Source organism: Pseudomonas oplopanacis, assembly GCF_057128725.1.
The window spans coordinates 36,645-49,141 of record NZ_JBSKHV010000003.1 but is presented as its reverse complement, the minus strand read 5'-3'; the positions used below and the strand labels follow the sequence as shown (position 1 = coordinate 49,141).

At 59.4% G+C, this 12,497-nt stretch carries 10 protein-coding genes and 1 pseudogene; 3 read left to right on the top strand and 8 right to left on the bottom strand.

Annotated elements, in window-relative coordinates:
- Positions 1-336: 336 nt before the first annotated feature.
- Both ACWKV5_RS08160 and ACWKV5_RS08155 read left to right on the top strand, forming a co-directional pair.
- Positions 337-429, top strand: a pseudogene (locus tag ACWKV5_RS08160) (DUF6124 family protein); the annotation flags it as partial.
- Between the two features lie 163 nt (positions 430-592).
- On the top strand, positions 593-1,222 hold the full coding sequence (locus ACWKV5_RS08155; RefSeq protein WP_483840885.1) for a class I SAM-dependent methyltransferase: 630 nt from the start codon (positions 593-595) through the stop codon (positions 1,220-1,222).
- Positions 1,223-1,349: 127 nt separating this feature from the next.
- Here ACWKV5_RS08155 and ACWKV5_RS08150 read toward each other — a convergent pair whose 3' ends face one another.
- From ACWKV5_RS08150 to ACWKV5_RS08140, 3 genes are read right to left on the bottom strand one after another with little or no spacing between them, the layout of a single operon-like run.
- Positions 1,350-4,400 (bottom strand): efflux RND transporter permease subunit, encoded by a 3,051-nt coding sequence (locus ACWKV5_RS08150; protein WP_483840884.1) that lies wholly within the window; start codon positions 4,398-4,400, stop codon positions 1,350-1,352.
- Entirely contained in the window at positions 4,397-5,473 is a 1,077-nt protein-coding gene (locus ACWKV5_RS08145; protein ID WP_483840883.1) for an efflux RND transporter periplasmic adaptor subunit, read from the bottom strand. Before ACWKV5_RS08145 ends, ACWKV5_RS08150 begins: the two co-directional genes overlap by 4 nt.
- Positions 5,470-6,573, bottom strand: a complete 1,104-nt coding sequence (locus ACWKV5_RS08140) for an efflux RND transporter periplasmic adaptor subunit (protein WP_483840882.1) — start codon at positions 6,571-6,573, stop codon at positions 5,470-5,472. The genes ACWKV5_RS08145 and ACWKV5_RS08140 overlap by 4 nt, the downstream gene beginning before the upstream one ends.
- 175 nt (positions 6,574-6,748) lie before the next feature.
- Here ACWKV5_RS08140 and ACWKV5_RS08135 point away from each other — a divergent pair, with 175 nt between their 5' ends.
- Positions 6,749-7,918 (top strand): AAA family ATPase, encoded by a 1,170-nt coding sequence (locus tag ACWKV5_RS08135; RefSeq protein ID WP_483840881.1) that lies wholly within the window; start codon positions 6,749-6,751, stop codon positions 7,916-7,918.
- Positions 7,919-8,055: 137 nt separating this feature from the next.
- Here the strand turns inward: ACWKV5_RS08135 and ACWKV5_RS08130 are convergent, their stop codons facing one another.
- The 5 genes from ACWKV5_RS08130 to ACWKV5_RS08110 all read right to left on the bottom strand — a co-directional run bounded on the left by ACWKV5_RS08130 (position 8,056) and on the right by ACWKV5_RS08110 (position 12,416).
- On the bottom strand, positions 8,056-8,919 hold the full coding sequence (locus ACWKV5_RS08130) for a transporter substrate-binding domain-containing protein (protein ID WP_123436343.1): 864 nt from the start codon (positions 8,917-8,919) through the stop codon (positions 8,056-8,058).
- Positions 8,916-9,698, bottom strand: a complete 783-nt coding sequence (locus tag ACWKV5_RS08125) for an amino acid ABC transporter ATP-binding protein (RefSeq protein ID WP_483840880.1) — start codon at positions 9,696-9,698, stop codon at positions 8,916-8,918. Before ACWKV5_RS08125 ends, ACWKV5_RS08130 begins: the two co-directional genes overlap by 4 nt.
- Positions 9,695-10,354 carry an amino acid ABC transporter permease gene (locus ACWKV5_RS08120; RefSeq protein ID WP_483840879.1) on the bottom strand — a complete coding sequence of 220 codons (660 nt, stop codon included), beginning with the start codon at positions 10,352-10,354 and terminating at the stop codon, positions 9,695-9,697. Before ACWKV5_RS08120 ends, ACWKV5_RS08125 begins: the two co-directional genes overlap by 4 nt.
- The gene (locus ACWKV5_RS08115; protein WP_008148239.1) at positions 10,335-11,000 is read right to left on the bottom strand and encodes an amino acid ABC transporter permease; all 666 of its coding nucleotides are present in this window, start codon (positions 10,998-11,000) and stop codon (positions 10,335-10,337) included. The genes ACWKV5_RS08120 and ACWKV5_RS08115 overlap by 20 nt, the downstream gene beginning before the upstream one ends.
- A gap of 633 nt (positions 11,001-11,633) precedes the next feature.
- The gene (locus ACWKV5_RS08110; RefSeq protein ID WP_027922262.1) at positions 11,634-12,416 is read right to left on the bottom strand and encodes a MetQ/NlpA family ABC transporter substrate-binding protein; all 783 of its coding nucleotides are present in this window, start codon (positions 12,414-12,416) and stop codon (positions 11,634-11,636) included.
- Positions 12,417-12,497 lie beyond the last annotated feature (81 nt).

The following is a 12,497-nucleotide window of genomic DNA, read 5'->3' as shown; positions in this document are numbered from 1 at the left end:
TTCAGAAAGGAAGTTTTCGTACAGGAAAATCAGAGCTCCTGAAGGTCCGTTCCCTTTCCTTTGAAGGACATTTCCTAGATCATTCCGCTCGCTTGCGCCTGCCAATTTCCGTGGCTAGTCTCGGTCCGTCACTGCTCATCAGTGATCGGGTTTAGTCGCCCGGACCGGACGCATAGTGCTACCCATATTCAGGTGTTTTTTATCGCCTGAAATCTATGGTGGCTGTGCGTAGGGCACTTTCGGGTGCGCCGGTTCCCGGTGCCCGGTCGACTAACCTGCGTGCAGCCGCCACCCCTAATCGTTTAGTCGCGATATCGGTTGGCTCCAACTACATCGGCCATGGTGTTTTCGGTCTGGCATTTGCTGGAGATTGCCAAAGCCATGGTTGATCGTTCGATTGATTGCCTGGGGATGAAGCAGGCTGAGTGATGGGTTGTCAGTGATACCGCTTTCGCGAGCAGGCTCGCTCCCACAGGGGATTTGTGAGCGACATAAATCACTGTGGGAGCGAGCCTGCTCGCGATGGGCTGCGAAGCAGCCCCGGGGTTGATGGCGTATATTCGGCAAACCCCAATTGCCTGCGCAGCCCCTCATGAAACAGACCCCCGACGACCTCCAGCAAATCACCGCCACCACCCTGGGCCATTACAATTCAGTGGCTGAAGGTTTTCGCGAAGGCACTCGTGATCACGATGTCAGCCAGAACATCGATGCCCTGTTGCGGCACATTCAGGGCGAGGCGCCGTTCGACATTCTCGACTTCGGCTGCGGCCCCGGCCGCGACTTGCAAACGTTCACGCGCATGGGACATACCGCCGTCGGCCTCGACGGCTCGGAAAAGTTTGCGCAGATGGCGCGTGAGGACAGCGGTTGCGAAGTCTGGCAGCAGGACTTTTTGAAACTTGATTTACCGGCCGAACGCTTCGACGGGATTTTTGCCAACGCGGTGTTGTTTCACATCCCGCGCCAGGAACTGCCTCGGGTGTTGAAGCAATTGCGTGGGGCGTTGAAACCGGGTGGGGTGTTGTTCAGTTCCAATCCTCGCGGGGAAAATCAGGAAGGCTGGAATGGGCCGCGTTATGGGGCTTATCACGATCTTGCGGCGTGGCAGGATTTGCTGATTGAGGCGGGGTTTGTGGAGTTGGAGCATTACTATCGGCCAGCGGGGCTGCCGCGGGAGCAGCAGCCTTGGTTGGCGAGTGTTTGGCGTAAGGCGGTGTAACCCGTCAAAGCCCCTTCGCGAGCAGGCTCGCTCCCACATTGGATCTGTGGCGTTCACAAATCACCCTGTGGGAGCGCGCCGGCTCCGGGCGGCGCTCCGACGAATAGAGCGCGAAGCGCTCGATTTTTTAAGCCGCCTCTTTCTTCGGTTCGCGAATCTTGTACCAGGCCACATACAGCGCCGGTAAAAACAGCAGCGTCAGCAACGTCGCGATGATGATCCCGCCAATCATCGCGTAGGCCATCGGCCCCCAGAACACTTCCCGGGCAATCGGGATCATCCCCAGGCTCGCCGCCGCAGCCGTCAGCAGGATCGGCCGACGTCGATGCTCGGTGGCCTCGACCACCGCGTCCCACGGCGCATAGCCCTTCTTCTCGTACTCATCGATCTGGGTCACCAGAATCACCGAGTTACGAATGATGATGCCGATCAGCGCCAGAATCCCGAGGATCGCCACAAAGCCCATCGGCGTCCCCGTCGGCACCAACGCAATGACCACGCCGATCAGGCCCAACGGCGCGACGCTGGCCACCAGGAACAGCTTCTGCACGCTGTGCAACTGGATCATCAGGAAGGTCGCCATCAAGAACAGCATCAACGGCACAACCTTGGCAATCGGCCCTTGGGCCTTGCCGCTCTCCTCCACCGTACCGCCGGTAGCGACCTTGTAGCCTGCCGGCAGCTTGGCGGCGAAAGCGTCGATGGACGGCTTGAGGATTTTCACCAGGTCCGTCGGCTGGATCTCATCGCGTATTGCCGCCTTGATAGTGATGGTCGGCAGGCGATCGCGACGCCACACCAGCGGCTGCTCCAGTTCGTAGCGCACCGTGGCGAATGCCAGCAACGGAATCGAGGTGCCGCTCGGCGTGAGGATCTGCAGGTTTTGCAGGGTTTCCGGCGTACCGCGCTCGGAGTCCACGGCACGACCGACCACGTTGATCAGATAGATGTCGTCGTCGACCTGGGTCACCGCCTGGCCGCTGACGATGCCGTTCATCAAGTTGGCCACGTCTTCGGAAGACAGCCCTAACTGCCGCGCCTTGTCCTGGGCGATGTCGATCCGCAGCACTTTGCCCGGCTCGTTCCAGTCGTAGATGATTTCGCCAACGTGCGGATTCTTGTCCAGCTCTGTGGCCAGGTCGATGGCATGTCGGCGCACCTGATCGATGTCTTTGCCGCTGACGCGGTACTGGATCGGACGCCCTACCGGCGGGCCCATTTCCAGTGCCTGGACATAACTGCCGATGCCGACGAAGTCGTTGCGCAAGCGCTCGCGAAGCTTCTGCATCATGGCCTCACGGGTCTTGCCTTTGCTGACGATCACCAACTGCGCGTAGAACGGGTTTTGCAGTTGCTGGTCCAGTGGCAGATAGAAACGGATGGCGCCCTGACCGACGTAGGTGCTCCAGCGCACGATATCCGGATCGTCCTTGAGCGTGGCTTCGAGACGATCGACAGCCCTGCGGGTTTCGTCGATCGAGGCGTTTTGCGGCAGGTTCAGGTCCACCAGGATTTCCGGCCGGTCCGAAGACGGAAAGAACTGGTTCTGCACGAAGCGCATGCTGAATAGCGCCAATGCAAAGCACAGCACGGTGATGCCGATGGCCCACCAGCGATTGCGCATGCACCACAGCAGCCCGCCATTGAAGGCTTTGCCGATGCGTCCGGGTTCACCTTCGTGAGGCTTCACGTTGGTGCTGAGAATGTGCACGCCGATCACCGGCGCGAACAGCACCGCCACCACCCACGACACCAACATGGCGCAGGCAATCACCGCAAACAGCGTGTAGGTGTACTCACCAGCGGAGCTGGCGTTAAGGCCGATCGGCACAAAACCCGCCACCGTCACCAACGTACCAGTGAGCATCGGGAACGCGGTCGAGGTGTAGGCGAACGTGGCCGCCTGCTCCTTGGTCTCGCCCATCTCCAGGCGCGTGACCATCATCTCCACGGTGATCATCGCGTCGTCCACCAACAGGCCGAGGGCGATGATCAGGGCACCCAGGGAAATCCGCTGCATGGTGATGCCGCTGTACTCCATGTACACAAACACCATCGCCAGCACCAACGGGATCGAGCACGCCACCACCAGCCCGGCGCGCACGCCGAGGCTGATGAAGCTGACCACCAGCACGATGATCACCGCCTCGAACAGCGCACTGGTGAAGCCGCCGACGGCCTCTTCCACCACCACGGCCTGGTCGGAGACGTTGTAAATGCCGACGCCTATAGGCAGGTCGGCGGTCAGTTGGTTGATCCGCTCATGCAAGGCCTTGCCGAACGCCTGGACGTTGCCACCCTTCTGCATGGCAATCGCCAGGCCGATGGCCGGTTTGCCGTTGTAGCGAAATTCCGGCGAGGCCGGATCGACGTAGCCACGGCTGATGTCGGCAATGTCGGCCAGACGGTAATAGCGGTCGTTGAGCTTGAGGTTGACCTCGGCCAGGTCTTTCTCCGAGGCGAACTTCCCTGAAGTGCGCACCGAAATCCGCTCCGGCCCGGCCTCGATGACACCCGCCGGGGTCACGGCGTTCTGGCTTTGCAGGCTCTGCACCACCTGACGCTCATCAATGCCCAGCGCTGCGAGTTTGCGTGTGGAGAAGTTCAGGTACAGCACTTCATCCTGCTGGCCGACCATTTCGATCTTGCCCAGACCCGGCACACCGCGAATTTCCATGCGGGCCTGTTCCACGTAGTCGCGCAACTGACGCAAGGTCAGGCCGTCGGCAGTAAAGGCATAGATCGATCCGAAGACGTCACCAAACTCGTCGTTGAACGACGGTCCCTGTATGCCTTGCGGGAACTGGTACTTGATGTCGTTGATCTTCTTGCGCACCTGGTACCAGATTTCCGGGATGTCCTTGGCACTGGTGGTGTCACGCAAGTACACGTAGACCGTGGACTCGCCGGGGCGCGTGTAGCTTTTCACATAGTCGAGGGAATCGAGTTCCTCGAGTTTTTTCTCGATGCGGTCGGTGATCTGCTTGAGGGTTTCCTCCTGCGTCGCCCCCGGCCATTTGCTCTGGATCACCATGGTCTTGATGGTGAAGGAAGGGTCTTCTTCGCGCCCCAGGTTGAAATACGAGAACACCCCCATCAGCAACGCGACGAACATCAGGTACCAGACGAACGACTGATGCTTGAGGGCCCATTCGGAGAGGTTGAAAGGCCCTTTCATTGACTGTCCTCGTCAAATTTCACTGGTTGCCCCGGTTTGAGGCTGTTTACGCCGGCCGTGATGACGCGCTCGCCGTTCTTGACGCCGCCGGCCAACACCACGGTGCTGTCAGTACGGCTGATGACCTTGACGTCCCTGGGTGCCACGGTCTTTTTCTGTGTATCAATCACCCAGATGCGGGGTTTGCCGTCGACCTCCTGCAACGAGGTGAGAGGCAGTTCGATGCGCGGCTTGATCGCCGAACTCAGGGTGACGCTGATCGCAGTGCCCAAGCGAAAGCCTTCCGGCGTTTCAGCGAGGGTCAGGCGCGCACGACGGGTGCGCGTGGCACTCTGCGCCTGGGGTTCGATTTCGCGGATGATCGCGGTGGTGTTGGTGTTCGGATCGAGTTGGGCGGCGACCTGAAACACCACATCCTCGGGCAGTTGATCGACCAGGGTATCGGGCAGGTCGATGACCGCCTCCTTGATGTCCGGTTGCGCCAGGGTCACCACTTGCTGGCCGGCAGAAACCACTTGGCCGGCCTCGGCGTTCCATGCGGTGACCACGGCTTTATGGTCGGAGCGCAACTCGGTGTAGCCGAGTTGATCCTGGCTCTGGCTGACCGCCGCCTGAGCTTGCTCGAGGGAGGCCTGGGTGGTTTTCAGATCGGTCAGGGCGGCGTCCAGCTGCGCTTGCGCACCCACTCCGCGATCAAACAGGGCCTGCTGGCGCGACGCACTGGCTTTGGCATTGATCAATTGCGCGTAGATTTTCGCCAGGTCGCCCTGAGCCGAACGCAACTGGTTTTGTTGATCAGAAGGATCAAGGGTCGCGAGCAATGTGCCCTTCTCGACCTCGGCCCCGACATCGACGTTACGACTGGCGATGCGCCCGCCCACCCGGAAGCCGGTATTGCTTTCGTAGCGCGCCTGGATGCTACCGGCAAACCGGCCCAGATCCTCTTCGTTCAACGCCTCGACCTTGACCGACAGCACCGGGCGTACCGGCTCCGGCGGTGGCTCGTTTTTCGAGCAGGCGCTCAGCGCCAGCCCGAGGGACAATCCAAGGGGCAATGCCCACAAAGGCTTCATGGCTTGGCTCCCCAACTCAGATCCTTATAAGTATTTTCGGCAATTTCGACTTCCATGCCCGGGTGCAACAACTGTCCGCCGGCGACGATGACTTTGTCACCCTCCTGCAGGCCTTTGCTGATAATGACCCTGCCCGTCAGGTAGCGCAGAACGGTGACCGAGTGCAATTGGGCCTGGCCCTTGTCGTCGACCAGCCAGACAGCAGGCTCACTGATGTTTTTGGTCAGGGCTGACCACGGCAGCTCAATCGCCGACTTGCCCGAACCTTTGGCCGTGGCGCTCACCACCGAGCCCAGTTGCATGCCGTCGGGCAGGCTGTTGAGGCCAACCTTGACCTGCACGGTGCCGGACTGAGCGGACACTGACGGGGTCACTTCGCGTACGGTGCCGGTGGTTTTGATGGCGGGGTTGTCGAGCAGGCTGAGGACAATGGTTTGATCCGCCGGCTTCTCGGCCAGCAGCGCTTCATACACATTGAACACCGCATCCCGATCGCCATCACGAGCCAGGCTGAACACCGGCATGGTTGCCTGCACGACCTGACCGACTTCTGCCTGACGCGCGGTAATGATGCCGGGGGCATCGGCAACCAATGCGGTGTAACTCAGTTGATCCCGGGCATTGGCCAACTGCGCCTGGGCAGCGGCCAAGGCGCTCTGACTGCTGCGCAACGCTGCCTGCGCCGAGTCATATTCGCTCTGGCTGGTGTAGCCCTTGGGCAGGAGTTTTTGCTGGCGTACGAACGCCGCGGCATTCTGTTTCACCAGCGCCTGTTGGGCGGCCACTTGGGCCTGGGCCGAATCGACGCTGGTCTGTAAATCCTTGGGATCGAGCCGCGCCAGCACTTGCTTGGCGGTCACCCGATCACCGACATCCACTGAACGCTGGATGATTTTGCCGCCAACGCGGAATGACAGCTCGGTCTGGACGCGTGCCTGTATGTCTCCCGTCAGCGTTACCGAGGCCGCGTAATCCGCCGGTTTGACCACTTGTACGAATACCCTTGGAAGGTATTCCTGAATCGGTTTTTTCTCGTCGCACGCCGTCAGCAGGGTTGCGACACTCAAGGCCATGATGACTTTCAATCCGGAAACCGCCATGCAAACTCCTTGGCCTTTTTTTGGACAACACGACAGAGAGCTTAGAACAAAGTTGCGACCTTGCACGACCGACTTATGAGGAAAAATTTTTAACGATTTCTGCTGAAAACACTTGCCGTAGACGCCTGCGCGTACCTGACAATGCCCGCCGATTGATCCCGCCCAAGGAACACGCATGCTCAAAACTCTCGCGGTGGCCAATTACCGCTCGATCAATAAATTGGTGATTCCGTTGGGCCGGTTGAACCTGATCACCGGCCCCAATGGCAGCGGTAAATCCAACCTCTACCGCGCGTTGCGCCTGCTGGCGGAAACGGCTCAGGGAGGCGTGGTCAATGCGTTGGCCCGTGAGGGCGGGCTGGATTCGACCTTCTGGGCCGGGCCGGAAAACATCACCCGGCGCATGCGCAATGGTGAAGTCCCGGTCGAAGGCAGCGTCCGTCAATCGCCCATGCGTTTGCGCCTGGGCTTTGCCGGTGAAGACTTCAGCTACGCCATCGCTCTGGGCCTACCGATGCCGCAGCCGGAGCACATCACGTATTTTTCGCTGGACCCCGAGATCAAGCGAGAATGTATCTGGGCCGGCGCCGCTTACCGTCCTGCCAGCCTGCTGGTGGACCGCAATGGCCCGATGGTCCGTGCCCGGGACGGTCGCCAGTGGGAAGTGCTGGCCCAACACACGCCGGATTTCGACAGCCTGTTTGATCAGGTCGGCAGCTTTCGCACCACGCCGGAAGTCATGCAACTGCGTGAATTTATTCGACGCTGGCGTTTCTACGATCACTTTCGCAGTGATGCCGACGCACCGGTTCGCCAGCCACAACTCGGTACCCGCACGCCCGTGTTGCACCATGACGGTCGTGACCTGGCGGCGGCGTTGCAGACCATCAGGGAAATCGGCGATCCCGAGGCGTTGCAGGCGGCGATCAGCGATGCCTTTCCCGGCGCGCGGCTGAACATCGCGCCGTTGCAGGGCGGGCGGTTTGCCATTGAGTTTTATCAGGAAGGGTTATTGCGGCCGTTATCGGCCGCCGAATTGTCGGATGGCACGCTTCGCTATTTGCTGCTGGTCGCTGCGCTGCTGACACCACGCCCACCCACATTGATGGTGCTGAACGAACCGGAAACCAGCCTGCATCCAGACCTGTTGCCGGCGTTGGCGCGGTTGATTATCCGGGCCTCGGAGCAATGCCAGGTGTGGGTGGTGTCTCATGCGCGGCGGTTGATTTCGGCGTTGCAGGAAGACCCGGAATGCAATTGCATCGTGCTGGAGAAAAACCTCGGCCAGACCGGGATTGTCGGGCAGAGGATGCTGGATGAGCCGGCGTGGAACTGGCCGGATTGAGGCTTATCCCCGGCTCTCTGTGGCGAGGGAGCTTGCTCCCGCTGGGGCGCGTAGCGACCCCAAATCCTTACGGCTGCTACGCAACCGAGCGGGAGCAAGCTCCCTCGCCACAGGTGGGAATGACCATCAGGCTGGAATCACCCCTGCCACTTCCCACCTTCGACAATCACGCTCTCAGGCTTGGTGTCATCGCTCAGTTCCTTGCGCACGTACTGGTCGTACAGCTTGAGCAAATATTTCTCCTCCCCCAGCTTCGCCAACTCGGCATTCACCCAGTCACGCAACTCGATATTGCCCTTCTTCACCGCTGGCGCAATCGGTGCCTCGGCGCCCAGGGTCTGGCTCAACACGCGATAGCCCGGGTTCTGTTTGGCCCAGCTGAACAGCACCAGATTGTCCTGCGCATACGCATCACCGCGACCATTGGCCAGGGCTTGCAGCGATTCGGAGTTTTTCTCGAATTTCAGCAGCTTCCAGTCCGGGTGGTTTTTGGTCAGCCAGATATCCGCCGTCGTACCGGTAGTGACGATGGTCGTGCGCGTGGCCAGGTCGTCGAGGTTTTTCACCGTGCTGGCTTGTGGCACCAAGGCCTGTACCGCGACTTTGAGGTTCGGGTTGGTGAATTCCACCGCCTCTTTGCGCTCCGGGGTGACGGTCATGTTGGCCAGGATCAGGTCGACCTTGTCGCTTTGCAGGAACGGAATCCGGCTGGCCGGCTCCACCGCAACGAACTCGACCTTGTTTTCATCGCCCAACAAATCCTTGGCAAATTGACGGCCGATGTCGGTATCGAAACCTACATAGCGCCCGGCTTCGTTGACGAAGCCGAACGGTGGTTTGTCGGTAAACACGCCAACGATCAGCTTGTCCCGGGCCTTGATTTTTTCCAGGTAGCTGGCGGTTGCGGCAGGCTTGGCCGGTTCTTCGGTTTTGTTGCAACCGGCCAGCAACGCGAGGCCGAGCAGCGGGAGTAGCAGCAGTGAAGCCTTGGCAGTTTTCATAGCAGTTCCAGTTCCTTTGTGTGAGTCGTTTGGGGTAGTGCGGCGACGTAGGAGAACTTCTCCAGGAACTGCTGCGCTCGTGCGGTTTGCGGGTTCGTAAAGAAAGTCTCGGGAGGGTTTTGTTCAAGGATTCGCCCGCCATCCATGAACACGATGCGGTCCGCCACAGCGCGGGCGAAGGCCATTTCGTGGGTAACAATCAACAGGGTCATGCCGTCGCGGGCCAGGCCTTGTATGACTTCCAGCACCTCCTTGACCATTTCCGGGTCAAGGGCGGCCGTGACTTCATCGAAAAGCATCACTTGGGGGTTCATGCACAAGGAGCGGACGATGGCGATGCGTTGCTGCTGGCCACCGGAGAGCTGGCGCGGGAACGCATCGCGCTTGTCCGAAAGGCCCACACGCGCCAGCAAGGCTTCGGCCTGGTCACGGGCTTCACGGCGATCACGCTTCTGCACTTTCAGTGGGCCGAGCAGCAGGTTGTCGAGCACGTTCATGTGCGGAAACAGGTGATAGCTCTGGAACACCATGCCGATCTGCTGGCGGACTTCGCGCCAGTCGGTGCCCTTGTCCAGCAGTTCGCGGCCGGCAAAATTCAGGCTGCCGCTGTGCGCGACTTCCAGGCCATTGAGGCAACGCAGCAAGGTACTTTTACCGCAACCGCTGGGGCCGAGGATGACGATCACTTCGCCCGTTTTCACTTGCAGGTCGATGCCGTCCAGTACCTGCTGTTCGCCGAAAAACTTGTTGAAACCCTTGAACTCGATCAATGCGCTCATGCGTGTGTCCAGCGCCGTTCCAGCACACGCGAGGCGGCCGACAACGGGTAGCAAATGAGAAAGAAAAACAGGAACAGGGCGCCGTAGATCAGCACCGATTCGTAAGTGCGCTCGATGATTTGCTGGCCGACCTTGATCACGTCCACCACACCGATCAACACCGCCAGGGAACTGGTCTTGATGATGCGCGTGTAGACGTTGAGGGTCGGCGGGGTCATGCGTTTCAACGCTTGCGGCAGCAGCACATAGCCGTAGAGCTGCGGGCCGCTCAAACCAATCGACTCCCCGGCTTCACGCTGCCCGCGCGGCAATGAATGCAACGCGCCGCGCACCACTTCGCCGACTTCGCTGGCGCCCCACAGCGACAACACCAACACCGCGCACCAGAAGCTCGGAATGCTCAGACCAAAGAAAATCGGCAAGCCAAAGAACAGCAAATACAGCCAGACCAGCACCGGGATCGCCCGGAACAATTCCAGGTACACCCGCAGGATTGCGTTCAGCCACTTCGAATTCAGCGTGCGCAACACGCCGTAGAGCACGCCGCCGACGGTGCTGATGGCGATGCTCAGAAACGAGATCGACAAGGTTTGCGCGGCGCCCTTGCCCAGTTGCGGCAACGACACCCAGAGCAATTCAAGACCCGAACTGGCCATGCTGGAGCCTCCTTTCCAGACGGCTGAGCAGCAGCGACAGCGGCAAAAACAACAGCACGCAAATCAGCGTCAACACGGCGAGCATTTCGTAGGTTTTGTAATACAGCGCGATGTAGCTTTTGGTGGTGTAGAGAATTTCCGGCACCGCCACGGCCGAGACCACGGTGGTTTCCTTGAGCAGGAAAATGAAATTGGCGAACAGCGAGGGCAGGCTGAGAATGCCGGCCTGCGGCAGGATCACGTAACGCAGCAACTGCCCGTGAGACAGGCCGATGGAGCGGCCCGATTCAAGTTGCGCCTGAGGTACCGCGTCCACACCGGCGCGCAGCACCTCGGTGAGGTAGGCGCCGCCGAGAAAGGTCATGGTGATGATCGCCGCGGCAAAGCCCGACACCTTAATGCCCAGCGCCGGCAAGGCGAAATAGACGAAGAACAACTGGATCAGCAACGGCGTGTTCCGCGCCAGCTCGACGTAGAGCCCGACCAGCCGTTGCAGGTAAGGCGTGCGGAACACCAGAATCGTTGCGTTGATCAGCGCCACCAGTAGCGAGGTGCCAATGGCGATAAAACCAACCTGCAGCGTCACGCCCACGGCCTTGAGAAACGCCGGCAGGGTGCTGAGGATAAATGCGTAATCGAAGTTCATTGAAGATCCTGGACGCCGCTCGGTAAGCGACGGTGGCGCAGTCCATGGGCCGTGGATAACGACCCGGCGGATACCGACTTTAAAGGTATAAAAACAAGAATTTAAATACCGTTAAAGCATATTGATATCACGCAAAAAACTATCCGCTGATTTGCTGTCGCAACAGATGACGACTATTTTCCTTTGCGCTGTAGGAGGGATCTTTTTTTCGAAATGCCCCTCCAAGGACGGACAGCTTTTGGCCAGACTCCCTCGGCCGAACCCTCACAAGGAAGAGAAAATGGCTAACGTAAAAGTGCCAGAGCGACTGGATCCGCAGGACATCGTGAAGTTATTGGTGGCGTTGCGCCGGGCGTTGAAGGCTGGGGTGGCCTGATTCTCCAGAGCGCACAGATTCACCTGTGGCGAGGGAGCTTGCTCCCGCTCGGCTGCGCAGCAGTCGCAAACCAGTCAACGCGGTGCGCCTGAAGAAACGCATGTGTCGGTCTTTAGGGTCGCTTCGCAACCCAGCGGGAGCAAGCTCCCTCGCCACAGAGACCTCATTTGCCAAAAATTGTATGCGCACACAAAAACGCCGACGCTTTATCAGCCGTCGGCGTTTGAAACCTTGAAGGGTTTTGTTGCTGCGTCGAATCAGAACGCCGGCAGAACTGCGCCGCTGTACTTCTTCTCGATGAAGGCTTTCACTTCAGGACTGGTCAAGGCCTTGGCCAGCTTCTGGATGGCAACGCTGTCCTTGTTGTCCGGACGAGCCACCAGGAAGTTCACGTAAGGCGAATCTGCACCTTCGATTACCAGTGCGTCTTTAGCCGGGTTCAGACCCGCTTCCAGCGCGTAGTTGGTGTTGATCATGTCCAGGTCGACCTGATCCAGCACACGCGGCAGCATGGCCGATTCCAGTTCCTTGAACTTGAAGTTGTGCGGGTTCTTGGCGATGTCTTTCGGCGTAGCCAGTGCGTTTTTCGGGTCTTTCAGCTCGATCAGGCCAGCCTTTTGCAGCAGGATCAGGGCACGGCCGCTGTTGCTGCCTTCGTTAGGGATGGCAATGGTCGCGCCATCTTTCAGCTCAGCCAGGGTTTTGACTTTCTTCGAGTAGCCGCCGAACGGTTCGACGTGCACACCGATCACGGTTACCAGGTTGGTGCCTTTGCCTTCGTTGAAGCTTTTCAGGTAAGGCAGGGTCTGGAAGTAGTTGGCGTCCAGACGCTTCTGGTCAACCTGTACGTTTGGCTGAACGTAGTCGGTGAAGACTTTGATTTCCAGGTCCACGCCTTCTTTGGCGAGGGTTGGCTTGATCAGCTCAAGAATCTCGGCGTGTGGAATCGGGGTCGCCGCAACTACCAGTTTCTCGCCAGCCTGGGCCAGGCCAGCAGTCAGGGCAGCCGCCAATGCGGTGAACAACAGAACCTTTTTCATGCAGTGTCCTTATCGAAAATCTCGGTCGTCATCGACGACGGCTAAATACAAGTGCCAGTGAAGTGCTATCGCTGGCGTGAA

Coding starts and splice junctions, on each gene's coding strand:
- ACWKV5_RS08155 (WP_483840885.1), top strand. CDS start 593: ATGAAACAGACCCCCGACGACCTCCAGCAAATCACCGCCACCACCCTG.
- ACWKV5_RS08150 (WP_483840884.1), bottom strand. CDS start 4,400: ATGAAAGGGCCTTTCAACCTCTCCGAATGGGCCCTCAAGCATCAGTCG.
- ACWKV5_RS08145 (WP_483840883.1), bottom strand. CDS start 5,473: ATGAAGCCTTTGTGGGCATTGCCCCTTGGATTGTCCCTCGGGCTGGCG.
- ACWKV5_RS08140 (WP_483840882.1), bottom strand. CDS start 6,573: ATGGCGGTTTCCGGATTGAAAGTCATCATGGCCTTGAGTGTCGCAACC.
- ACWKV5_RS08135 (WP_483840881.1), top strand. CDS start 6,749: ATGCTCAAAACTCTCGCGGTGGCCAATTACCGCTCGATCAATAAATTG.
- ACWKV5_RS08130 (WP_123436343.1), bottom strand. CDS start 8,919: ATGAAAACTGCCAAGGCTTCACTGCTGCTACTCCCGCTGCTCGGCCTC.
- ACWKV5_RS08125 (WP_483840880.1), bottom strand. CDS start 9,698: ATGAGCGCATTGATCGAGTTCAAGGGTTTCAACAAGTTTTTCGGCGAA.
- ACWKV5_RS08120 (WP_483840879.1), bottom strand. CDS start 10,354: ATGGCCAGTTCGGGTCTTGAATTGCTCTGGGTGTCGTTGCCGCAACTG.
- ACWKV5_RS08115 (WP_008148239.1), bottom strand. CDS start 11,000: ATGAACTTCGATTACGCATTTATCCTCAGCACCCTGCCGGCGTTTCTC.
- ACWKV5_RS08110 (WP_027922262.1), bottom strand. CDS start 12,416: ATGAAAAAGGTTCTGTTGTTCACCGCATTGGCGGCTGCCCTGACTGCT.